A 20,356-nucleotide genomic window follows, 5' to 3' on the forward strand; every position below is an offset into this window, starting at 1 on the left:
CCACCGCGTTGTCGAAACTCCTCGCCGTGCAGCCATTTGCGGATGACGCCCCGCCGACTCGGCAGGGCGTCATCCGCCGTATCCCGACCCCGGCGCCGAGCTCTCCGCGGTCACCCGGCCTCTTCCGGCTACCGCAACCAACCCCGCCCCCGGACTGAGACCCGGCGAAAGCCCACAGAACAACAACCAATAGGCCTCGGGGGCCCTTCGGGTGATGCCATCGCCGGGCGCTCTGCCCGCCGACCCCACGCCACCGAACCCGTGCAGGGGAAACAAGCGGAAGCCCCTCCGCGCGGTAATTGACAGGGTACGAACGTTCCTCTTAACGTACCCACATCCGGGAGCACCACCGTTGACTCAATGAGGAGCGTCGATGCAGCACCTGTACGACATAGACGTCCGGGTTCCGATGCGTGACGGCGTGGCCCTCGCCGCCAACGTGTGGCGTCCGGCCGAGGGAAGGGCTCCGACGCTGCTCGTGCGCCTGCCGTACGGCAAGGACGCGATGGGTCTGGGCCACGACATGATGCCCAACTTGCTGACGTTGCTGGAGGCCGGTTACGCGCTGGTGGTGCAGGACTGCCGGGGTACGTACCGCTCTGAAGGCGAGTTCGTTCCGCACATGGCCGACCGGGCGGACGGCGAGGACACCGTCGCCTGGATCGCCGACCAGCCGTGGTCGGACGGCACGGTGGGCATGTTCGGGGCGTCCTACCTCGGGATGGTCCAGTGGGAGACCGCCGCGACCGGCGCCCGGGGCCTCAAGGCGATCGCGCCGACCTTCACCTCGATCGACAACTACGAGGCGCCCTGGTTCTCCGCGGGCGGTGCGCTCTCGCTGAGCGTGGTCACGTGGTGGAACGCCATGATGTACGCGGCCGACGCGCAGCGGTCCCTGGCCCTGGGCCAGGACACCTTGTCCCAGCTGGAGGAGCTCGGCCAGGCGGCCCTGTTCCCGGAGCGTCTCAACGATGTGCTTCCGACGGCGGAGGTCCCGGTCCTGACGGGATACGGGAAGTGGTGGGACGACTGGATGGCGCACCCGTCCCACGACGGGTACTGGGATGCCATGGAGCTCACGCCTGAGCTCAAGAACGTTACCGCTCCGGCGCTGAACATCGGCGGCTGGTACGACCTGTACATCGGGCAGACCCTGCGCACCTACACCACCGCCCGCCAGAAGGCAGGCAGCGCGGAGGCGCGCGACGGGCAGCGCCTGATCGTCGGTCCGTGGGATCACATCTCCGTGGATGGCGTCTATGCCGACCGTTCTTTCGGCCCGCTGGCCGCCGCCCAGGTGATGGGCCTGACGGACCTGCATGTGAAGTTCTTCGACCGCTGGCTGCGCGGTGACACCACCGCTCTGGACGGCGTGGCCCCGGTGAAGATTTTCGTGATGGGCATCGACCAGTGGCGCGACGAGCAGGAGTGGCCACTGCCCGACACGAGGTGGACCGACTTCCACCTCACCAGCGCCGGCCACGCCAACACCATGGACGGCGACGGTGTGTTGACCACCGAGGCGCCGACAGACGCCGGGCGCGATACCTACCTGTACGACCCGCGCCGCCCTGTGCCCACGGCCGGTGGGGCGTGCCTGCCGATGACGCCGGGGTTCGGTGGTCCGGTCGATCAGCGGACCGTCGCCGCCCGCGAGGACGTCCTGTCCTTCGCCGGCCCGGTGCTCGAGGAGCCGGTCGAGGTCACCGGCCCGGTCAGCCTGACCCTGTACGTCTCCTCGTCCGCGGTGGACACCGACTTCACCGCCAAGCTCGTCGACGTCTTCCCCGACGGCAAGGCGATCAACCTGTGTGACGGGATCCTGCGCGCCCGCTACCGGGGCGGCCTCGCCACGGAGGAGCTGATGGCTCCCGGCGCGGTCTACGAGATCACCGTCGACATGACGGGCACGTCGAATGTGTTCCTGCCCGGTCACCGCATCCGCCTGGATGTCTCCAGCAGCAACTTCCCGCGCTACGACCGCAACACCAACACCGGCGGCGTCATCGCTCACGAGAGCGAGGAGCAGATGGTGCCCGCGATCAACCACATCCACCATGGGCCGGAGCACCCCAGCCGTCTGGTGCTGCCGGTCATCGACCGCAAGGACCAGTCGTGAGTGCCGCCGACCGGGTCGCCGAACTCACCGCGACCTTCGCAGCGCCCTCCCTCGACGTGGCCCACCTGCTGTGTGACCGGCACCCCGCCGACCGCACCGCGTTCACCGTGGTCGACAGCGACGGGAAGGCTTCGACGCTGACCTTCGGCGAGCTCGGCGCGAATTCGCACCGGTATGCGCGGGCACTTGGGGGGCTCGGCGTCGGTCCGGGTGACAGGGTGGCGACCCTGATGGGCAAGAGCGCCGACCTGGTCACCGTCATCCTGGCGATCTGGCGGCTCGGCGCGGTCTACGTTCCGATGTTCACCGCCTTCGCGCCTCAGGCCATCGCCTTGCGCCTTCAGGGCGCGGGTGCGCACGTGGTGATCGTCGACCCGGACCAGCGCCACAAACTCGACCCGGGCCCCGACATGCCCGACGATCCCCAGCGCCGTGTCGTCGTCACCGGAACCGCTGCGTCCAGCGGGGAGGCGTCGCTGTCCGAATTCGTCGCCGCCGCGTCATCGGAGCCGGTGCCCGCTGTCACCACAAGCGGGGACGGCCCCCTGGTGCACATGTTCACCTCCGGCACCACCGGCAAGCCCAAGGGCGTCATCCACCCCGTCTCCTACGTCGCGGGTTGGCAGACCTATCTGGAGTACGCCCTCGGTGTCACTCCGGGCGGCAGTTACTGGTGTGCCGCCGATCCCGGCTGGGCGTACGGGCTGTACTCGGCCATCGTCGCTCCGATGGCCGCTGGCGTCCCCAGCCTGCTGCTGTCCGGCGGGTTCTCCGCCGAGACGACCTGGCGCACCCTCGTCGACCACCAGGTCACCGACTTCACCGCCGCCCCCACCGTCTACCGGGGCCTGCGCTCCGCGTTGGTGCCGGTGCCGCAGGGCCTGTGCCTGGAGCGGGCGTCCAGCGCGGGCGAACCCCTGACCCCCGAGGTCAACGAGTGGACCGGCAGCACGCTCGGCCTGGCCGTGCACGACCACTTCGGCCAGACCGAGGTCGGCATGCCCCTGGCCAACCAGCACCACAGCGAACTCGCCCGCCCGCTCAAGACCGGATCGATGGGCCGGCCGGTGCCCGGCTGGAGCCTCACCGTCCTGGCCGACGAGCAGGACGAACCCGCCGGGCCGGGCGTGCTCGGCCGGGTCGCGATCGACGTCGCGGCGAGCCCGCTCATGACGTTCCGCGACTACCAGATCCCCGGGCAAAGCGCTTCCAAGTTCACCGCAGACGGCCGCTGGTACCTGACCGGCGACGCCGGACGCATCGACACCGACGGCGACTTCTTCTTCTCCTCCCGCGACGACGACGTCATCATCATGGCCGGCTACCGGATCGGGCCGTTCGAAATCGAGAGCGTCCTCGCCCAGCACCCCGCCGTCGCCGAGTGCAGTGTCATCGGCGCCCCCGACGACGTCCGCGGCGAGGTCATCGAGGCGTACGTCGTCCTGCGCGACGGCACCGACGCCTCCCCGCAACTGGCCACCGAAATCCAGCAGTTGGTCAAGACCCGCTACGCCGCCCACGCCTACCCGCGCACGATCCACTTCATCGACGCCCTGCCCAAGACGCCCAGCGGCAAGACCCAGCGCTACCTGCTGCGCAAACGCCGCCGCACCGAACTCACCACCCCGGAGCCACGTTGACCGACACCGAACCTCTGCTCGTCGAGCAACGCGGCCCCGTCAGGTGGCTGCTGCTCAACCGCCCCGAGCGGCGCAACGCCCTTGATGTCACCCTCATCGAGGCCTTGGACAAGCAGATCACCAGCGCCGAGGCCGACCCCGGGACGGCGGTCGTCGCCGTGGCGGGCAAGGGGCCGAGCTTCTGTGCCGGCGGTGACTTCCACCAGTTCCTTCAGCTGCACGACCAGGGCGACAACCCGGTCGACTTCCTGACCGACGTGTCCGCCTGCTTCACCCGCATCGCGGCCAGTCCCAAGCCGTGGGTCGCCGTCCTGCACGGTCACGCCGTCGCCGGCGGCCTCGAACTGGCGCTGGCCTGCGATGTCGTCGTCGCCGCCGACACCACGCTCATCGGCGACGGCCACCTACAGCGGCGGCTGGTACCGGCAGGCGGGTCCAGCGTCCGACTGCCCGGCGCGGTCGGACGCGGCCTGTCCCGCTGGCTCCTGCTCACCGGCGAACTGCTGCCCGCCACCGAGTTCGCGAACACCGGCTGGATCCAGGCGATCGTGCCCGAGGCCGACCTCGACGCCACCGCGACCCGCGTCTGCCGGCAACTGGCCGACCGCGACAGCCCCGCCCAGCGACACCTCAAAACGCTGCTGCACCGGATCGACGGCATGGCCCCCGAGCAGGCCCTGCGCGAGGAACTGGCCACCTTCGCCGACAACTGGTCGGCGAGTTCGGTGCCCGACGCCCTGCGGGCCTTCCTCACTCCCCCCACCACGAAAGCGGACAGCAAATGAATCGCTACCAGGGACGCGTCGTCGCCATCACCGGGGCCGCACAAGGTCTCGGCCTCGCCATGGCAACCCGGTTCGCCGCCGAGGGCGCCACCGTCACACTGGCCGACGTCAACGAACAGGCCCTCGCCGAAGCCTCCTTGACGATCTCCGACGCCCACGACGCGAAACTCCGCACCGACGTGGTGGACGTGACCGACTCCGCCCAGGTCAATGCCTGGATCGACGGCGTCACCGCCGACCTCGGCCACCTCGACGTGCTGATCAACAACGCCGGCATCATCCGCGACAACCGCGTCGAGGACATCACCGACGACGACTGGCACGCGGTCATCGACGTCAGCCTCACCGGCGGCTTCCACTGCGCCCGCGCAGCGTTCGGCCCCATGAAACGCCAGGGCTACGGACGCATCGTCAGCTTCTCCTCCATGTCCTGGCGCGGGAACTTCGGCCAGACCAACTACGTGGCCGCCAAGGCCGGCATCGTCGGCATGACCCGCACCCTCGCCCTCGAAGGTGCCCGCCACGGCATCACCGCCAACGCCATCGCCCCCGGACTCATCGAAACCCCCATGCTCGCCTCCATGAACGGCCCCGCACGCGACAAACTCACCCACAAGGTCCCCATGCGTCACACCGGACGGCCCGAGGACATCGCCGAAGCCGCGTCCTTCCTCGCCAGCGAAGCCGCCGGCTACATCACCGGCATCGTCCTCGACGTCGATGGTGGCATCTCCATCGGATCCTCGATCCGGTAACAGCGAGCCCCGCGAGCGAGTGGCCCCGTACGAGGAGATCGTCGAGGACAGTCACCCAGCTGACCCGGTTCGCAGATGCGCAAGCACACAGTGGTAAAGAAACGGTCCTTGGGACCGGGAGGTACTGATGCAAGGAGCACTCGTCACCGCATTCGAGGGTCCTGACGCCCTGGTTGTACAACAGCTTCCGGAGCCGGAGACCCAAGAGGGCCAGGTCCTCATCGACGTCGAATGGGCGGGCGTGGTCTTCCCGGACATCCTGCAGACTCGCGGGGAGTACCAGACACGTCCCGAGCTGCCGTTCGTCCCCGGCTGGGAGGTGTCCGGAACGGTCCGCACGGACGGTGCCGGATTCCGTGCCGGCGACCGCGTGGCAGCCCTGCCGGTCACCGGCGGCTTCGCCCAGACCGTCGCTGTCGACGCAACGATGGTCTTTCCTCTCCCGGACAACGTCGACACCCGCCATGGGGCGGCCCTGCCCCTGAACTACCTGACCGCGCATTTCGCGCTTGTTCACCGGGGTGCTCTGCGCCCCGGTGAGGTCGTCCTCGTCCACGGAGCCGCGGGCGGAGTGGGGAGCGCGGCCTGCCAACTGGCCGCAGCACACGGCGCGCGCGTCATCGCGGTCGTATCCACTGAGGAGAAGGCCGAACTGGCCAGGTCGGTAGGAGCACATGAGGTCGTACGTGTCGACGGATTTCTCGACGAGGTCAGGTCCCTCAGCGACGGCCAGGGCGTCGACCTCGTGGTCGACCCGGTCGGCGGGGATCGCTTCCCGGACTCGCTTCGCGCGCTGCGGCACGGTGGGGGGCGCCTCCTCGTCCTGGGGTTCGCGGGCCGGGGCATCCCCACGATCAAAGTGAATCGTCTGCTGCTGACCAACACCTCCGTGCTCGGAGTGGGTATGGACGAGTACTGGCGACAGGATCCGGACGCCGCCCGCGCCTCTTGGCGCGAACTCTGGCCCTTGCTGAAGTCCGGCCGGCTGAACCCGCCCCTCTCGTCCGTCTTTCCCCTGGAACAGGCATCGGCCGCGCTGAAGCACCTGGACCAGCGAAGGACCCTCGGCCGCACACTGCTGCAGATCGGTGCCTGACGACGACGAGCAAAGAAACGCGGCCGCCTCTCAATGAGGGTGTCCCGATGCTGCTACGGACGTCTTCGAGTTCGGACACTCTCGCCTGAACATCCCACACGAGTGGCACTCGCTGTGGGTACGTTAGGAGGGACGCTGGTACCCATTCCGCAAGAGGCGACCTCCGGCCCGGACGGCCACTCGCCGCTTCAGACGGAGATCCTCATGGGAGACTGCTGCGGTGACGGCCCAAACTGACTCGCGTGACCGACGCCCGCGCCGAACGGCACGCAGGCGAGTCGTCGACACACGTCGGCGGGAGGAACTGCTGCGCCAGGCCGAGACGATCATCCTGGCAGAAGGCTTCACCGCAGTGACCATGGACGAGCTCGCCCAGCGGCTGGAGTGCTCCAAGGCGACGCTGTACAGCCTGGCCTCCACGAAGGAGCAGCTGGTATTGGCGGTCACCCGCGCCTTCTTCCGGGAGGCGACCGTCGAGATCGAACAGGCCGTCCAGGCCGAGCCCGACCCCCGGCAGCGCATCCGTGTCTACCTCAACGGCGTCGGCACAGCCATGCACCGGCACTCCCACGCCTTCTACGACGACATGGTCGGCTACGAGCCGACAGCGCAGATCTACCGCAAGAACTCTGCCGCCGCGGCACACCGGGTCCACGAACTGATCGAAGAGGGCGTGCAGACCGGCGTCTTCCGTGCCCTCAACGGCCACTTCGCCGCACACGTCGTAGCGGTCACCATCGACGCGGTCCAGTCGGGGGTCCTCCTGGAGAGGACCGGCCTGACCGCCGGCGACGCCTTCTCCGAGCTCGGCGATCTCCTGCTGGACGGGCTCAGCTCAGGGCAGAGCGCATCCGAATAGGACGTCGTCTCCCTTGGACCGGTAGGCAGCCGTTCGCATTTCGGCGGGCATCCTGGTTGAACGGAGTCGATAAGCGGGGCGAGAGCGCGGGCTCATAGTCGGACAGCGAGTCATGCGTTTGGCGCCGGCAGGCGCGGTGGCCGCTGGTCAACCCGTTCAAGCTGCTCACCCCGGACAACTTCGGCACGTGGAAGACCATGTAGCGGGCGGGCCGTGTGCGCAGGGCCTTCATGTCGTGGGACGAAGCCGCGCCGACGCACAGGGCGGTGGTGATGTACGCGAAGGGGTGCAGCCACGAGCTACACCCAACGCGATCCCCACGCGTTCCTGCTCCGTGCCGCCCGATCTTCAGGTGCCGGTGCGGACGAAGACGGGCTTGAGGTGCTTCTCGGACAGCGCTTCGGGAAGTTGTTCCCAGTCCAGGACACGGAAGACGACCCGAGCCGGGTCGACGCTGCCGGAGGCGACGAGAGCAAGGGCGACGGGGATGTGGGCGCTGAAACTCTCCGCGAGCTTGCGGTGTTCGGGGGCCGGGTCGACGTAAAGGACGTCGGAGGCACCGAGGGCGCGGGCGATGTCGCACACGTACAGGCCGATACTGCAGCGGGCGACGACCAGAACGCGAGCTTCCGACCGACTCTTCACGCGCGGGGCGACGAGGCGCCCGGACAGGGGCCAGTTGTCGCTCGCCGAGGCCATGGCGACGGGGTCGAGGCCGGTGGACAGCGGGACGAACATGGCATCCGCGTACGGGACACGGGCCAAGTCGGAGAAGAGACCGCCCCAACTCCCGCCGATCGGGGGCCGTACATCGCCATGTGCGGTACCGCGGCACAGTGCGCGGTGAGTCCCGTGCGGCAGTTGTCGCAGCTGCCGCAATTGATCGACCACGGGACGACGACCAGGTCGCCGGGTGCGACCGTGGTCACGGTGTCGCCGATCTCGACGACCTTCGCCACACACTCGTGCCCGAGGGCGAAGAGCGGGTCGATGAAAGCGTGCCCTGCCAGGATCGCGGAGTCGACGTCGCAGGAGGTGGCTGCCACCGGCGCGACGATCGCCTCCTGGCTCCCCCGCGCACAGATCTCACACCTCGACGTACGCCGGAGAGACCACCCCGGCGGAATCCTGCACGCATACCGACACGTAGCCTGAGCTGCACGGATGGGGTTTTCGGCAGGCACAAAGTCGTGAGGAGCGACCGCCAGGCGCAGCCAGTACGCGAGGGCGTCGATGAGCTCACGGCGCGGACGCGGGGCGGACGGCCACCCAGCTGCGGTGGCGGCACCAGCGGCGCGAGGACCGCCCACTCGGCATCGGACAAATCCGCCAGATACGCACGCCGCCCGGCCATCCAAGCCAAGGCCGTCCTCACCCTGGAGAGGCAACGCTGAAAAAGCTCAGCGCCAATCCGGTCGAACAGTTCCCGTCAGGACTTGGAGCTGGGCCGACCGGGAATGTGGCTGAGAATGGACTTGGAGAAACCCCCATCGACGCAGACATCTTGGCCGGTGACATATCCTGCCAGCGGGCTGACAAGGAACTCGATCACGTTCGCGATATCCATCGGGTCGCCAATTTTCGCCAACGGGATGATTTCTTCCCTTGCCTTCTTGACCTCGGGGTCGAGGTACATCTTTTCGGTCATCTGCGTGCGAGTCATGCCCGGGGATACCACGTTCACACGGATTCCGTCAGGCGCCCATTCCAATGCGAGTGTCTGAGCCAACATCGTCAGTGCGGCCTTGGCCGGGCTGTAGGCGCCCGACCCGGCATGCGGGAGCTGGCCGGACATTGACGAGGTGAAGCAGGCGGACCCGCGGCTGTCCTTCAGGTGCGAGTAACTCGCTTTGGCAAGGAGCCACGCCCCGCGGAGGTTGACGGAGAACATGCCGTCCCAGTCCTCGAGGGAGACATCCTTGAGTGCGCCAGGGCTGGCGATCCCGGCATTCGCCACCAGCGCATCCAAGCCGCCGAATTCTTCGACCACAGCGGTCACCATCCGACCGGGCACCTCGGGGTCACCCAGGTCGCCTGTCAACGCAATGGCCTTGCCGCCCATCGACTCGATGGACCGGACGACCTCGTCCTGCCGCGCGTTCGCGGTAAGGCCGGATACCGCGATCATCGGCTTCTCACCACGGGCAAGCGCTGCCTCTGCGAGCCTCAGGCTTGCAGCCGCGCCGATGCCACTGCTTCCACCACTGACCAGAACCCTCATTGCACACTCTCCTCACATATTTCCAGCTGGCATACTCAACAGGCCACACATTTCGTGTCGGCCTGAATCGCTATTCGAGTTTCCAGCCCGCTTCACTGAGGTCATGCATCGACTTCGCGAACACTTCAAGCGTGTTCTCTTCGCGAATGACTTCGAGCACGACGTTGTCCACACCGATTGTTTCGTGGACTGCCTTACCCAGGCCGTTCCAATCGATCACCCCAGTGCCGATGGGGTCGTGCCCCCACGTTTCCGTACCCGTGTCGGAGATATGCATAAGCGCAACCGATTCGTGGTGTGAGCGCAGACTCGACACAGGATCGTCCCCGATGTAAGCAGCGTTCGCGACATCGTGCACGATTTTGAGTGCATCATCGTTGACCGTGCCGACGATATCCGCCAGCTCCGCAATCGTGGGAGCAAAGCAGTAGGGGGTGTTCTCGAAGAGGAGTCGCTTTCCCGCCCGCTTGGCCAGCGGGATCAGCTCTTCCAGGCTTTCGTACATCCACCCGTAGACGCTCTCGAGCGAGGGGGAGATCATGGGGCGCCGCGTTCCCGGTGAGATGACGACTTCCGGGACATCCCAGGCCACCGCAAGATCGATCACCGACGTAATGTGCTCGATGCTCTTCCGGCGCATGCTGGCAGCAGGGCTGGCCAGATTGATGTCGTATCCGCCGGCATTCAGGGATCGGATCTTGGCGTCGTTCTCGTTGAGCGTCGCCAGGATTGCCGAACGCTCGGCGCTGGGGATCTCTTCCGGCCAGCAATGTGGAGAGCTGATGGGCACCTCGAAGGTGTTGTACCCATTCTGGGCCAGCTCGGATATCGCATCGATCGCCGTTGTCGACCAGAGGTACGAAAAAGTGTTGATGATCATTGAATTTCCGTTCGATCTTTGAGGTGTCCCCATCGCGCGCCCGGGAGCAGGGGCGGCTACGACCGGAGCTCCTTGCACTGTTCAGGGGCTGAACCAGCAGCAGCGGACGAGTCCTCGCTCATGACGGCCGCGATGGTGTCGGTCTCGGAAACGATCTTCCGCGGGGCACGGCTGCCGGTCTCCGGGAGCGTGAAGTAGACGATGAGGCACAGGGCGACGACGACGATCATGTAGATCGCCACGTACATGGGCCGTCCGGCGCCGACGAACGCGGACGCGATGAGGGGTGCGGTGCCGCCGAAGAGGGCGATGACGATCTGATGGGCGAATCCGATTCCGGAGACGCGGACCGAGGCGGGGAACAGCTCGGCCTGGATGGTGGGGTAGACGCCCTGCCAGATTCCGAGGACGACCCATCCGGAGGCGGCGACGATGACGTAGACACCGAAGCCGGGCGCCTGCAGGAGGAGAAGAAGCGGATAGAACAGGACGATCATCCCGATGGCACCGACGATGGGGAAGATCTTCCGGCGGCCGAGACGGTCGGAGAGGTAGCCGCTGGTGGGGACGACGACAACCAGCAGGACCAGGCCGATCACGCTGCCGGCGAGGGTGGAGGACAGGTCGCGGCCCGAGGTGAGGTTGGCGTAGGTGGGCAGGAACGTCGCCCAGGTGTAGTAGGCCACGGCGGGAGCGGACAGGGCAGCGGTCTGCAGGATCGCCTTGGGATGCTCGCGAAGCAGCTGTCGGAGCTTCGCGGGTGCGGACTTCTGCTCGACGAGCGTGCTGGCTTCGAACTCCGGAGACTCATCCGAGTGGGTGCGAAGGATGAGTCCAGCGATCCCGATCACACCACCGATGAGGAATGGGATCCTCCATCCGTAAGACGCCAGGGCGTCGGCGGCGAAAATGGAGGTGACGGCGGCTGCGGCTCCCGTTGCGGCGAGGGTTGCCAGCCCGCTGGCCATGTTGGTGAAGGAGCCGTAGAACCCGCGCCGGTTGGCCGGGGAGTGTTCCACCATGAACGCGATGGCGCTCTGCCCCTCGGCGCCGGCGGAGATGCCCTGGAGGATGCGGGCGACGACGAACAGCGCCGGCGCGAAGTAGCCGATGGTCGCGTACGAAGGTGTAAACGCGATGATCAGCGCGCCGAGAGTCATCCCCGAGACCGCGAGGGACAGGACGCGTCGGCGCCCGTACCGGTCGGCAAGCGGGGAGATCATGATGCCGCTCAGAGGCCGCACGACGAACCCGATGGCGTACGTGAGGAACGCGGCGATGAGGGACGCGAACTGGGAGCCCGAGGGGAAGATCTGCGCGGAGAAGACAGAGGCGAGAAGACCGTATACATACCAGTCGTACCACTCGACAAAGTGCCCGACGGTCCCGGCGAGCAGGTTACGGAAGCGTCTCCTACGCGGGACAGGAGCTGCGCTGTCGAGGGTGGATGTACTGGGCGCGCGACGTGAGGCCGTCATCGAATTCTCCTTTGAATTTGAGCGCGAGTGAGCATCCCAACGCCCGGGCCGAGGGTCGCTGAACCTGTTGAAGAGGTGTTGAGGGGTGTCTGCCTGTCTAGGCGGAGAGTTCCGCGTCCGCGACGAGGTAGGTGTAGCTCGGCCAGCTCCGGGAGATGTCGGCCGCGACCGCGATCAGGCGCGGCGACAGCCCGGCCATCCGCGCTCGGGTCATCCGCACGGAGGGGCCCGCGATGCTGATCGTCCCGGTGGCCTCCCGGCCCGGTCCGGCTCCGTGGATGGGGGCCGCCACGGCACTGATACCGAGGTCCATCTCCTCAATCGTCGTGGCGTACCCGCGGTGCCGAACCTCTTCGAGCTCGACCTGGAGAGCGGACCGGTCGAGGGCGGACCTGGCGGTGACGTCGAGATGACTCTCGTGCGCCAGCACGGTCGCGACCCGGTCCGGAGAAAGAGTGGCAAGCCACGCCTTCCCGGATGCAGTGGCGTGGGGCACCGCGTCCTGGCCCATGACGGGGTCGATACGGAGGGACGAGTTCGCCCCCTGGGCTTTGGCGATCCACTTCAAGGAGTCGTTGGTGGCTACCGCCAGGCGAACGAGCTCTTCACACTCCGCCGCGAGCGAGTCCAGGCTTCGCTGAGCCCACGTTCCCACTCCTGACGAGGACAGCTGGCGGAGTCCCAGGGCGCCGAGGCTGTGAGTGGCGAAGTAGCTGGAGGTGCGGGGATCCTGATTCACATAGCCCGCATCGACCAGGGCGGCGAGGAGGCGATGAACGATGGCCTTGTTGATGCCCAGGCCCTCGGCGATGTCCGTGACGCGGCGGCCTTCCGGGTGCGGCGCCAGCAGTTCGAGCACACGCATCGCATTCACGACGCCATCGGCCAGTGCCATGTTCTCGTCTCCTCGCCATCGTGGATTCACGTCCGCGTGGTTGTAACGCCGTTACGAACGCTGTTACGAAACGTCACACGCGTCCGCCCTCGCTGTCAAGAGTGATCGGTCACCCTGGTCGTCAGACCGCGGGAACTCGGCGGTCAGGTCTGCTGGACCAGCTCACGCAGACGCGTGAACGCCGACTCGTCGTCGTTCACGACGACGTCGTGCTCGCCGGTGTTCCAGCGGCACTCAAGTGCGCCGAAGCGCTCCCAGTAGACGTCCCATCCGGCGAGCTTGACCCGGTCCCGCTCGCTGCCGCGCTCGATCAACCGTTGCCGCACGACCTCGGGCGAGGTGCGCACGTGGATCACCCGGATTCGAGCGGCGGGCCAGCCCGCGCTCTCGGTCGAGCGACGCAGGAAGTCGGGGTCTTTGAGGTACGCCACGAACGGCGCGTCGAGGACGATGGAGTGGCCGAGTTCCAGATTCCGGCCGGCGGTCGCGAAGAGCGTCTCGTACTCGGCCGGCATGACCGTCCGCAGGTACAGCTCGTTCGATTCCCGGTCGGAGGGATCCTGGCCGAACGCCTCGAGAGCCACGCGCACGAGGGGCCCGGCGAGCGTGTCCTTGTCGAGATAGGCCGCACCCGTGAGGGAGCTGAGGTGTCTCGACAGGGTCGACTTGCCCGACCCCGCCCCGCCGAGCGTGATGTAGGCGACGGGCAGGGCTTGGACGTCGGATGTCACCGCTTCACCTGCGCGATTGCGGCCACGAACTCCTTCGCCGCTGCGGTGACCTTGTCCATGTCGCCGTCGGGGCGGCCGGCCTTGGTGATGGCGCTGCCCACTCCGACCGCGGCGACGCCTGCGGCGAACCAGTCGCCGACGTTGGCGGTGGTGACGCCGCCCGCCGGAAGGATCGGGATGTGCGCGAGCGGCGCCAGGACCGCCTTGGCGTACGGGATGCCGCCGGCTTCGGTGGGGAAGAGCTTGACGATGTCCGAGCCGGCCTCGGCCGTATCGAGGATCTCGGTCGGCGTGTAGGCACCACTGATGGTGGCAATTTGGTAGCGGTTGGCGACCCGGATCATCTCGGGGTTGAGGTTCGGGCTGACGAGGAACTGCGCGCCGGCCTGAATGCTCGACCAGGCGGCGTGCCCGTCGAGAACGGTGCCCGCGCCGAAGACCACGTCTTCCCCGGCGAAGCGCTCGGTCAGGCGCTCGATCACGCTGAGGGCGCCGGGTATCGACAGGGTGATCTCGAGGGCGCGGATGCCGCCGGCGACGGCTGCCGAGGCGACTTCGAACGCCTCCTCGGCGGTGTCGAGGCGGACGATGAGGACGTTGCCGGAATCGCGGATGGTCTCTATGACGTCGAGTTTCTGGAACATGACCCCGATGGGTACACCACTTTTTCGCGCTTCGCGAGCCGCGTCCAGGAGACGTTGACGAATCGCGGTGACCTGTTGCAATCTGGTCTGCAATCGATCTCAGCAATCGTTCTCATTCGTGAGGGCGAGACGCGCCGGGATCCTCATCGAGACGAAGGAGTCCGCGGCGGTGGATCATTCCTCTTCGGCCCCCCGGCCCTCGGCCGTGGTGCTGGGTGCCTCCCACTGGCACGCGCCGCTCTACCGTGCCGGGCTCGCCCGGCACTTCCGCGTGACGGCGGTGCAGGACCACGACCCCGCGGTCTCCCGGGCATTCGCCGAGCCGTTGGGCGCACCTGTCGCGGCGAGCGTCGACGAGGCTCTGGACCAGGACGGCATCGAGGTGGCGTTCGTGTTCTGCCCGCACCACGAGATGCTCACGGTCGGCCGGAAGCTCATCGACCGCGGCATCCCGTTCGTGATCGAGAAGCCCGCCGGAGCCAACCTCGACGACCTTCGGACGATCGAGGAGGAGGCGCGCTCGGCCACCGTGCCGGCGACCGTTGCGCTCGTCCAGCGCGGCGCCCCGATCGACACGTGGCTGCGGCAGGCCGGCGACATCGTCTACGAACGGATGGCGTTCGTCGCCGGTCCACCCTCGCGGTACCGGCACAACGGCAACCCGTGGATGCTCGAACCCGAACTCTCGGGCGGCGGCAGCCTGATGAACCTCGGCCCGCACTTCGTCGACATGGCGATCCGTCACCTCGGACACCCCGTCGACGTCGTCCGGAAGCTCTCCACCACGCTGCACGGCGGGGCGGTCGACGACCACTCCACGATGATCCTGACCACCGGCACGGGCCGCGAGGCGATCGTCGAGGTCGGCTACGCGTTCCCCGACTCACCGCTGAAGCGGTACTGCAGCTTCACCGCGGCTGGAGCCAACGGGTTCGCCACCGTAGACACCAACGGCGACGCGACGTTCACCGACCAGTCCGGCGTCACCAAGAGCGCCGTGCTCGAAGTCGACAGCGACCCGCTGTACGACGTCTTCGTCACCGGCGTCGCCGACACGCTGACGACCGGGTTCGTGGGCATGTCGACGCTCGCCGACCTTCTGACCACGATGGAACTCATCTGGTCGCCGGACCCGGAAGGGACGGTGCGTCGTGGCTGAGGTGAGTATCGACGACGTCGCCGAAGCGGCCGGTGTGCACCGCTCGACCGTGTCGCGCGCGTTCTCGAAGCCGGATGCCGTGCGCGCGGCGACCCGGGAACATGTGCTGCGCGTCGCAGCCGAGTTGGGGTACTCGATGAACCCCCTCGCGCAGGCTCTGCGCCGCGGTTCGAGCAACCTCGTCCCGCTGATCGTTCCGGACCTGACCAACCCGTTCTTCGCCGAGCTGGCGCGCACGACCGCCGCCGCCGCCGAAGCACGCGGCTACCAGCTGATGCTCTGCATCACCAACGGCGACGCCGGGCAGACCGCCGGCTACGTGAGCGCGATGCACTCCATGTACTCGCCCTTCGGCATCGTCGCCCCCTCGACCCGGGTCAACCTCGAGGCGCTGCGCCGGTACGCGTTCCAGAACCGGGTCGTCGTCATCGACCGCGTCGAGGACGACCCGGCCGTACCCACCGTCACCGTCGACAGCGCCCGGGGCATCGACCTCGCCTTCGACCACCTCCTGGGTCTCGGCCACTCGAACATCGCCTACGCCCCGGGGATCGTCGGCACGTACACCGCCCAGGACCGCTGGGACGCGTACCACCACGCCGCCGAGCGTCACGCCATCAAGCCCGTCGTCCTGGAGGCGGCGCCCGGCACCGAACCGGGGCCGGGGATCGTGGACCACTGGATGCGGGAACCGAACCGCCCGACAGCGGTGATCGCCTCCAACGACCTCATCGCCTTCGCCGTGATCTCCGAGCTCGGCTCGCGCGGACTGTCCGTGCCCGCCGACCTGTCGGTGATCGGCTTCGACGGCCTCGACCTCGGCGCCCAGTTCAACCCCCGGTTGACCAGCGTCCGCCAACCCATCACCGACCTCGGACGGATCGCCATCGAACTCGGCGAGGGCCTCATCGCCGGCAGCTCGCCCGAACACGTCGTGCTCGAGCCGTCGCTTCTCATCCGCTCCTCCACCCAGGAACACCGCTCATGAATCCGAACCCCGGCCGCCTTCCCGGTCTGCAATACGTGGACCACGTGGCCTTCACCGTGCCCGACCTCGACGACGCCACCCGCCTGTTCACCGTCCTCCTCGGCGCCGAGGAGCTCTATCGCTCCACCCGCGGACCCGATGCAGCGGTCATGCCGGAGCACTTCGGCGTGCCCGCGGACGCACACCTTGAGCTGCGCATGCTCCGGCTGCCGCCGAATCTGAACGTGGAGCTGTTCCAGTGGTGGAGCGAGGACCGCTCCCCCGTGTTCCCGCGCGCCAGCGATGCCGGCGGGCACCACCTCTGCTTCGTCGTCGACGACGTGGACGACGTCGTCAACGCGATCGCGGACCTCCGGGGCGTCGAGATCCTCGGTGCGCGCAAGGAGGTCGCAGGCGACAGCCCCGCCGTCGCCGGGAACCGGTGGGTGTACGCCCGCAGCTCTTGGGGGCTCATTCTCGAGTTCGTCGACCGCTCGCGGGTCGCCGACCCTCCGCGTCTCGTCGGCCCCCACGACTGGCACGCCCACTCGACCTCGATGACCTCGATCACCTCGAAGACTTCGGAGACACTCTCGTGAAGATCGCCGGACACACCCTCGGCACCCCCGACCACACCGTTCCCGAAGCGCTCCAACTCTTCGCCCGTGCCGGCCTGGACGCCGCCGAGGTGATCTACCAGGACGACTACAAGAGCGGCCTGCCCGTCGGCGATACCGCGGCAGCGGCGGAAGTGGCACGCGTCGCCGACGGCGAAGGCATCCCCGTCATCGGGCTCACTCCGTACACGACCGCCATCAACGCGACCGACGAGCGCATACGCGCGGCAGCCGTCGACGAACTGCGATCGGCCATCGACACCGCCCACGCGATCGGCGCGAACCGCATCCGCGTCTATTCCGGCGCGTGGCAGCCGGACCGGCAGGACCACGCCACGCACTGGGCGCAGCTCGTCCGCTCGTTCCAGGAGCTGTCCGGCCCGGCGGCGGACGCGGGCGTCGTGCTCTGCGCCGAGAACCACTTCGGCACCATGACGCAGACCGCACGCGACACGGCCAAGCTCATCCGCGAGGTCGACTCGCCCGCCGTCCGCGTCCTCTATGACCAGGCGAACCTCACCTTCACCCACGACGAGGGCTTCGAGGACGCCTTCGCCGTCCAGGGCGATCTCATCGGCCACGTACACGTCAAGGACCTTGTCTTCAAGGACCCGAACGCCCCGTTCGTCGCGTCCGAGACGGCGCGCGTGCACGCCGAGGAGCGCGCCGTCATGTCGCGCGTCGTCGGCGACGGCACCCTTGACTGGTCGTCCATCCTCCGACGCCTGCGCGAAGTCGGCTACGACGACGTGCTCTCGCTCGAATACGAGTACCGGTGGCATCCGCAGGATCTCGAAGCCCCCGAGACCGGATTCCGGCGCGGCGCCGAGCACCTCCGGGCGCTGCTGCGGGAGCTCGATGTCGATGCGACCGGCCAGAAGGCGGAGGTCCGTTCGTGACCGCGCTCCGCGTCGGTGTGGTGGGCGCCGGCAACATCGCCAGCATCGCGCAGCTGCCCACCCTTGTTCAGCGTGACGACGTCGAGCTGCGCGCCCTGGTGTCGCGGCGCGAGGACCCGAGCCCGCTGCAGCGTCGGTGGGGGTTCGCGAACGTGTACCGCACGGTCGACGCGATGCTCGACGCCGAAGAGCTCGACGCCGTCTTCGTGCTGACTCCCCGCTCCGAGCATGTCGCGGCCGTCGAGAGCGCTCTGCGCGCAGGCATCGACGTGTTCTGCGAGAAGCCCCTCGCCACCTCGACCTCCGACGCGGTCCGCCTCGCGGAACTCGCCGATGAGCACGGCCGCATCCTGATGGTCGGCCTGAACCGGCGGTTCGCGCCCGTGTACGTCGCCGCGCGGGAAGCGTTCGGTGCGGCCGGAGCGTCGTTCTGTGTCGCGCAGAAGAACCGCGCCGGCTCCGAGTACCGGGCCACGTTCGAAAACGCGATCCACATGGTGGACCTCCTGCGCTGGTTCTGCGGCGGAGACGTCGTCGAGGTCAGCAGCGCGGCCGCCGGAACCGACCCCTGGGAGGAGGACGGCACCGCCGCCCTCATCCGGTTCTCGACCGGGAACACGGGGGTGCTGGTCGCGGCCCGAGCCGCCGGCGCGTGGGGCGAGAAGCTCGACGCGTACGGGCAGATGCGCTCGGCGGAGGTGATCGCCCCCGACACCGTCGCGGTGACGGCGGACGGCGCCCGCACCGTCCGGTCGATGAGCCCGGAGGCATTCGGCTGGGCGACCGCGACCGAGACCTTCGGCTTCGCCGACGCGGTTCGCCACTTCCTCGACCGCGTCCAGGACCGGCAGCAGCCGCTGACCTCCGGATGGGAAGCGGCCAAGACCCAGCAGCTACTCGACAAGATCCTCGCGGCGGCAGGCCTGCCCACCGAGGAGCAGGAAGGACGCACATGGTCCAGCAAAGCAGTGCAGTAGCCCCGCAGCCCCAGGTCGCCCTGGTCACCGGCTCCAGCGGCGGCATCGGCGCGGCCGCCGTCGACTCACTGCGGGCGCGCGGGGACATCGTCGTCGGGGCGGACCTCGCACCGCTCGAAGGTCAGGACCTCGCCGGCTTCTCCGAGTTGGACGTCACCGACGAGCAGCAGACCGCCGAAGTGCTGCGCCGGACCGTCGCCGAGCACGGCCGCATCGACGTCCTCGTCCACGCCGCGGGAGTGCTCGGCGGCACCCCCGATCCGCTGGCGACCACGACCGAGGAGTTCGAGCGCACCATGCGCATCAACGCCACGGGCACGTTCACCATCACGCGCGAGGTCGCGAACCTCATGCGGGGCAGCGGCACGAAGGGCACCATTCTGCTGCTGTCGTCGGTCGCGGCCAAGGAAGCGCGGATCGACTACCTGCCGTACAACGCCAGCAAGATCGCCGTGCTGCACATCATGTGGTCGATGGCGAAGGTCCTCGGACCGGACGGGATCTCGGTCAACGCCGTCAACCCCGGACCGGTGAACACACCGATGTGGACACAGCTCGCCGACCAGTCCGGCTCCGCGCAGGCAGCACGCGACGCCCGCGCCGCGCAGCTCCCCATGCGCCGCTTCGCCGAACCGACCGAGGTCGCCAACGCGATCGGCTTCCTCACGGACCGGGCCAACCGGTACATCACCGGCGTCTCTCTGGACGTCGCCGGTGGAGCGCATCTCGGTATGGGGTCCTGAGCGCGTCCTCGCGCAGATGATCGGGATCGGTGTGCCGGGTGTAGCGCTTGACGGTGTTCGGTGCCAGGTCCAGACGGCGAGAGCATTACAGGCCGGACCGGCCGCGGTCCCGCTGTACGGTTTCCAGCCCCCGGTCGGCACCCCGTACGGCCTCGAGGTGAGCACCGTCGAGGACTTCTTCGCCCAGCACGACGACTGGCCGTGGAACCCGCCCCGTCCGGGCCGCGCCACCTTCCACTACCTCATCGCCGTCACCGAGGGCGAGCTGCGGCACGACGTCGACCACCTCACACGGACCGTCGCCCCCGGCCAGTGGCTGTGGGTGCGCCCGGGGCACGCGCAGTGCTGGCACCCGCCCGGCGCCGCCCGCGGCCCGCTCATCCTGTTCGAACCCGACGTGCTGCGGCCCGACATCGCCCGCCTGCTGGCCCCGCTCACCGCACACACGGCTCCTGCCGTACTGAACCCGCACCCCGACGACGCCGCCTGGCTCCGGCAGACGGCGCTCCAGCTTCTGGACGAACACCGCGCACTCGGGCGCCGCCCCCTCGACATCCACCACGCCCTGCGGCGCAGCCTGCTCGAATCGCTGCTGCTACGCCTGGCCAACGCCCCTGGTATCAACCCCGCCGACACGAGCGCCAGCAGAAGCCGCAGTGACACCTACGGACGGTTCACGGACGCCCTGGAGCTGCACTTCCGCGAACTGCACCGGCCTCACCCCGGCCGCCTTCGCGGCCGACGACACCACGACGCTCCCCCCGCCTCCCGCTGGTTGAGGTTGCCCGGCCCCCCCCCCCCCCCCCCCCCGGGCCCCCGGGGGGGGGGGGGCCCCCCCCCCCCCGGCGGGGGGGGGGGGGGGCGGGGGGGGGGGGGGGGGGGGGCCCCCCC

Annotated in this window: 18 protein-coding genes and 2 pseudogenes; 13 read left to right on the forward strand and 7 right to left on the reverse strand. The window is 68.4% G+C overall.

The window, feature by feature from the left end:
- Positions 1 to 373: 373 nt before the first annotated feature.
- The 6 genes from ACIRHA_RS38790 (at position 374) to ACIRHA_RS38815 (ending at position 7,254) form a co-directional block, all read left to right on the forward strand.
- On the forward strand, positions 374 to 2,119 hold the full coding sequence (locus tag ACIRHA_RS38790) for a CocE/NonD family hydrolase (protein ID WP_403855781.1): 1,746 nt from the start codon (positions 374 to 376) through the stop codon (positions 2,117 to 2,119).
- The gene (locus ACIRHA_RS38795) at positions 2,116 to 3,759 is read left to right on the forward strand and encodes an AMP-binding protein (protein ID WP_403855783.1); all 1,644 of its coding nucleotides are present in this window, start codon (positions 2,116 to 2,118) and stop codon (positions 3,757 to 3,759) included. Before ACIRHA_RS38790 ends, ACIRHA_RS38795 begins: the two co-directional genes overlap by 4 nt.
- Positions 3,756 to 4,544 carry an enoyl-CoA hydratase/isomerase family protein gene (locus ACIRHA_RS38800; protein WP_403855785.1) on the forward strand — a complete coding sequence of 263 codons (789 nt, stop codon included), beginning with the start codon at positions 3,756 to 3,758 and terminating at the stop codon, positions 4,542 to 4,544. Before ACIRHA_RS38795 ends, ACIRHA_RS38800 begins: the two co-directional genes overlap by 4 nt.
- Positions 4,541 to 5,299, forward strand: a complete 759-nt coding sequence (locus ACIRHA_RS38805) for an SDR family oxidoreductase (protein WP_403855787.1) — start codon at positions 4,541 to 4,543, stop codon at positions 5,297 to 5,299. The genes ACIRHA_RS38800 and ACIRHA_RS38805 overlap by 4 nt, the downstream gene beginning before the upstream one ends.
- 127 nt (positions 5,300 to 5,426) lie before the next feature.
- Entirely contained in the window at positions 5,427 to 6,395 is a 969-nt protein-coding gene (locus tag ACIRHA_RS38810) for an NADPH:quinone oxidoreductase family protein (protein ID WP_403855789.1), read from the forward strand.
- A 220-nt stretch (positions 6,396 to 6,615) separates the two neighbouring features.
- Entirely contained in the window at positions 6,616 to 7,254 is a 639-nt protein-coding gene (locus ACIRHA_RS38815; protein ID WP_403855790.1) for a TetR/AcrR family transcriptional regulator, read from the forward strand.
- Positions 7,255 to 7,602: 348 nt separating this feature from the next.
- On the opposite strand, the pseudogene ACIRHA_RS38820 reads toward ACIRHA_RS38815, so the two are convergent.
- The 7 genes and pseudogenes from ACIRHA_RS38820 to ACIRHA_RS38850 form a co-directional block, all read right to left on the reverse strand.
- Positions 7,603 to 8,381, reverse strand: a pseudogene (locus ACIRHA_RS38820) (alcohol dehydrogenase catalytic domain-containing protein).
- A 302-nt stretch (positions 8,382 to 8,683) separates the two neighbouring features.
- Entirely contained in the window at positions 8,684 to 9,475 is a 792-nt protein-coding gene (locus ACIRHA_RS38825) for an SDR family NAD(P)-dependent oxidoreductase (RefSeq protein ID WP_403855792.1), read from the reverse strand.
- Positions 9,476 to 9,545: 70 nt separating this feature from the next.
- On the reverse strand, positions 9,546 to 10,355 hold the full coding sequence (locus tag ACIRHA_RS38830) for a sugar phosphate isomerase/epimerase family protein (protein ID WP_403855794.1): 810 nt from the start codon (positions 10,353 to 10,355) through the stop codon (positions 9,546 to 9,548).
- A gap of 56 nt (positions 10,356 to 10,411) precedes the next feature.
- Positions 10,412 to 11,833: an MFS transporter gene (locus ACIRHA_RS38835; RefSeq protein WP_403855796.1), complete on the reverse strand. Its 1,422-nt coding sequence runs from the start codon at positions 11,831 to 11,833 to the stop codon at positions 10,412 to 10,414.
- A gap of 97 nt (positions 11,834 to 11,930) precedes the next feature.
- Entirely contained in the window at positions 11,931 to 12,728 is a 798-nt protein-coding gene (locus ACIRHA_RS38840; protein WP_403855798.1) for an IclR family transcriptional regulator, read from the reverse strand.
- 143 nt (positions 12,729 to 12,871) lie between these two features.
- Positions 12,872 to 13,459 (reverse strand): AAA family ATPase, encoded by a 588-nt coding sequence (locus ACIRHA_RS38845; RefSeq protein ID WP_403855800.1) that lies wholly within the window; start codon positions 13,457 to 13,459, stop codon positions 12,872 to 12,874.
- A complete protein-coding gene (locus ACIRHA_RS38850; RefSeq protein ID WP_403855802.1) occupies positions 13,456 to 14,103 on the reverse strand; it encodes a bifunctional 4-hydroxy-2-oxoglutarate aldolase/2-dehydro-3-deoxy-phosphogluconate aldolase in 648 nt (215 codons plus the stop codon). Before ACIRHA_RS38850 ends, ACIRHA_RS38845 begins: the two co-directional genes overlap by 4 nt.
- 118 nt (positions 14,104 to 14,221) lie before the next feature.
- Between ACIRHA_RS38850 and ACIRHA_RS38855 the strand changes: the two genes are divergently transcribed.
- The 7 genes and pseudogenes from ACIRHA_RS38855 to ACIRHA_RS38885 form a co-directional block, all read left to right on the forward strand.
- A complete protein-coding gene (locus ACIRHA_RS38855) occupies positions 14,222 to 15,262 on the forward strand; it encodes a Gfo/Idh/MocA family protein (protein WP_403855804.1) in 1,041 nt (346 codons plus the stop codon).
- A complete protein-coding gene (locus tag ACIRHA_RS38860) occupies positions 15,255 to 16,250 on the forward strand; it encodes a LacI family DNA-binding transcriptional regulator (protein WP_403855806.1) in 996 nt (331 codons plus the stop codon). The genes ACIRHA_RS38855 and ACIRHA_RS38860 overlap by 8 nt, the downstream gene beginning before the upstream one ends.
- Positions 16,247 to 16,828, forward strand: coding sequence for a VOC family protein (locus tag ACIRHA_RS38865; protein WP_403855808.1), 582 nt, complete (start codon positions 16,247 to 16,249; stop codon positions 16,826 to 16,828). Before ACIRHA_RS38860 ends, ACIRHA_RS38865 begins: the two co-directional genes overlap by 4 nt.
- The gene (locus ACIRHA_RS38870; RefSeq protein WP_403855810.1) at positions 16,825 to 17,745 is read left to right on the forward strand and encodes a sugar phosphate isomerase/epimerase family protein; all 921 of its coding nucleotides are present in this window, start codon (positions 16,825 to 16,827) and stop codon (positions 17,743 to 17,745) included. The genes ACIRHA_RS38865 and ACIRHA_RS38870 overlap by 4 nt, the downstream gene beginning before the upstream one ends.
- Complete coding sequence (locus ACIRHA_RS38875) at positions 17,742 to 18,722, forward strand: Gfo/Idh/MocA family protein (protein WP_403855812.1); 981 nt, start codon at positions 17,742 to 17,744, stop codon at positions 18,720 to 18,722. Before ACIRHA_RS38870 ends, ACIRHA_RS38875 begins: the two co-directional genes overlap by 4 nt.
- Positions 18,698 to 19,465, forward strand: coding sequence for an SDR family NAD(P)-dependent oxidoreductase (locus tag ACIRHA_RS38880; RefSeq protein ID WP_403855814.1), 768 nt, complete (start codon positions 18,698 to 18,700; stop codon positions 19,463 to 19,465). Before ACIRHA_RS38875 ends, ACIRHA_RS38880 begins: the two co-directional genes overlap by 25 nt.
- A 112-nt stretch (positions 19,466 to 19,577) precedes the next feature.
- Positions 19,578 to 20,180 (forward strand): annotated as a pseudogene (locus ACIRHA_RS38885) (AraC family transcriptional regulator); the annotation flags it as partial.
- Between the last annotated feature and the right edge of the window lie 176 nt (positions 20,181 to 20,356).

The organism is Streptomyces sp. NPDC102360 (assembly GCF_044766085.1).
GTDB lineage: Bacteria > Actinomycetota > Actinomycetes > Streptomycetales > Streptomycetaceae > Streptomyces.

Excerpts from the sequence above, each read along its gene's own strand:
- ACIRHA_RS38810 (WP_403855789.1), top strand. The coding sequence starts at position 5,427 with ATGCAAGGAGCACTCGTCACCGCATTCGAGGGTCCTGACGCCCTGGTT.
- ACIRHA_RS38880 (WP_403855814.1), top strand. The coding sequence starts at position 18,698 with ATGGTCCAGCAAAGCAGTGCAGTAGCCCCGCAGCCCCAGGTCGCCCTG.
- ACIRHA_RS38790 (WP_403855781.1), top strand. The coding sequence starts at position 374 with ATGCAGCACCTGTACGACATAGACGTCCGGGTTCCGATGCGTGACGGC.
- ACIRHA_RS38865 (WP_403855808.1), top strand. The coding sequence starts at position 16,247 with ATGAATCCGAACCCCGGCCGCCTTCCCGGTCTGCAATACGTGGACCAC.
- ACIRHA_RS38805 (WP_403855787.1), top strand. The coding sequence starts at position 4,541 with ATGAATCGCTACCAGGGACGCGTCGTCGCCATCACCGGGGCCGCACAA.
- ACIRHA_RS38840 (WP_403855798.1), bottom strand. The coding sequence starts at position 12,728 with ATGGCACTGGCCGATGGCGTCGTGAATGCGATGCGTGTGCTCGAACTG.
- ACIRHA_RS38835 (WP_403855796.1), bottom strand. The coding sequence starts at position 11,833 with ATGACGGCCTCACGTCGCGCGCCCAGTACATCCACCCTCGACAGCGCA.
- ACIRHA_RS38850 (WP_403855802.1), bottom strand. The coding sequence starts at position 14,103 with ATGTTCCAGAAACTCGACGTCATAGAGACCATCCGCGATTCCGGCAAC.
- ACIRHA_RS38830 (WP_403855794.1), bottom strand. The coding sequence starts at position 10,355 with ATGATCATCAACACTTTTTCGTACCTCTGGTCGACAACGGCGATCGAT.
- ACIRHA_RS38825 (WP_403855792.1), bottom strand. The coding sequence starts at position 9,475 with ATGAGGGTTCTGGTCAGTGGTGGAAGCAGTGGCATCGGCGCGGCTGCA.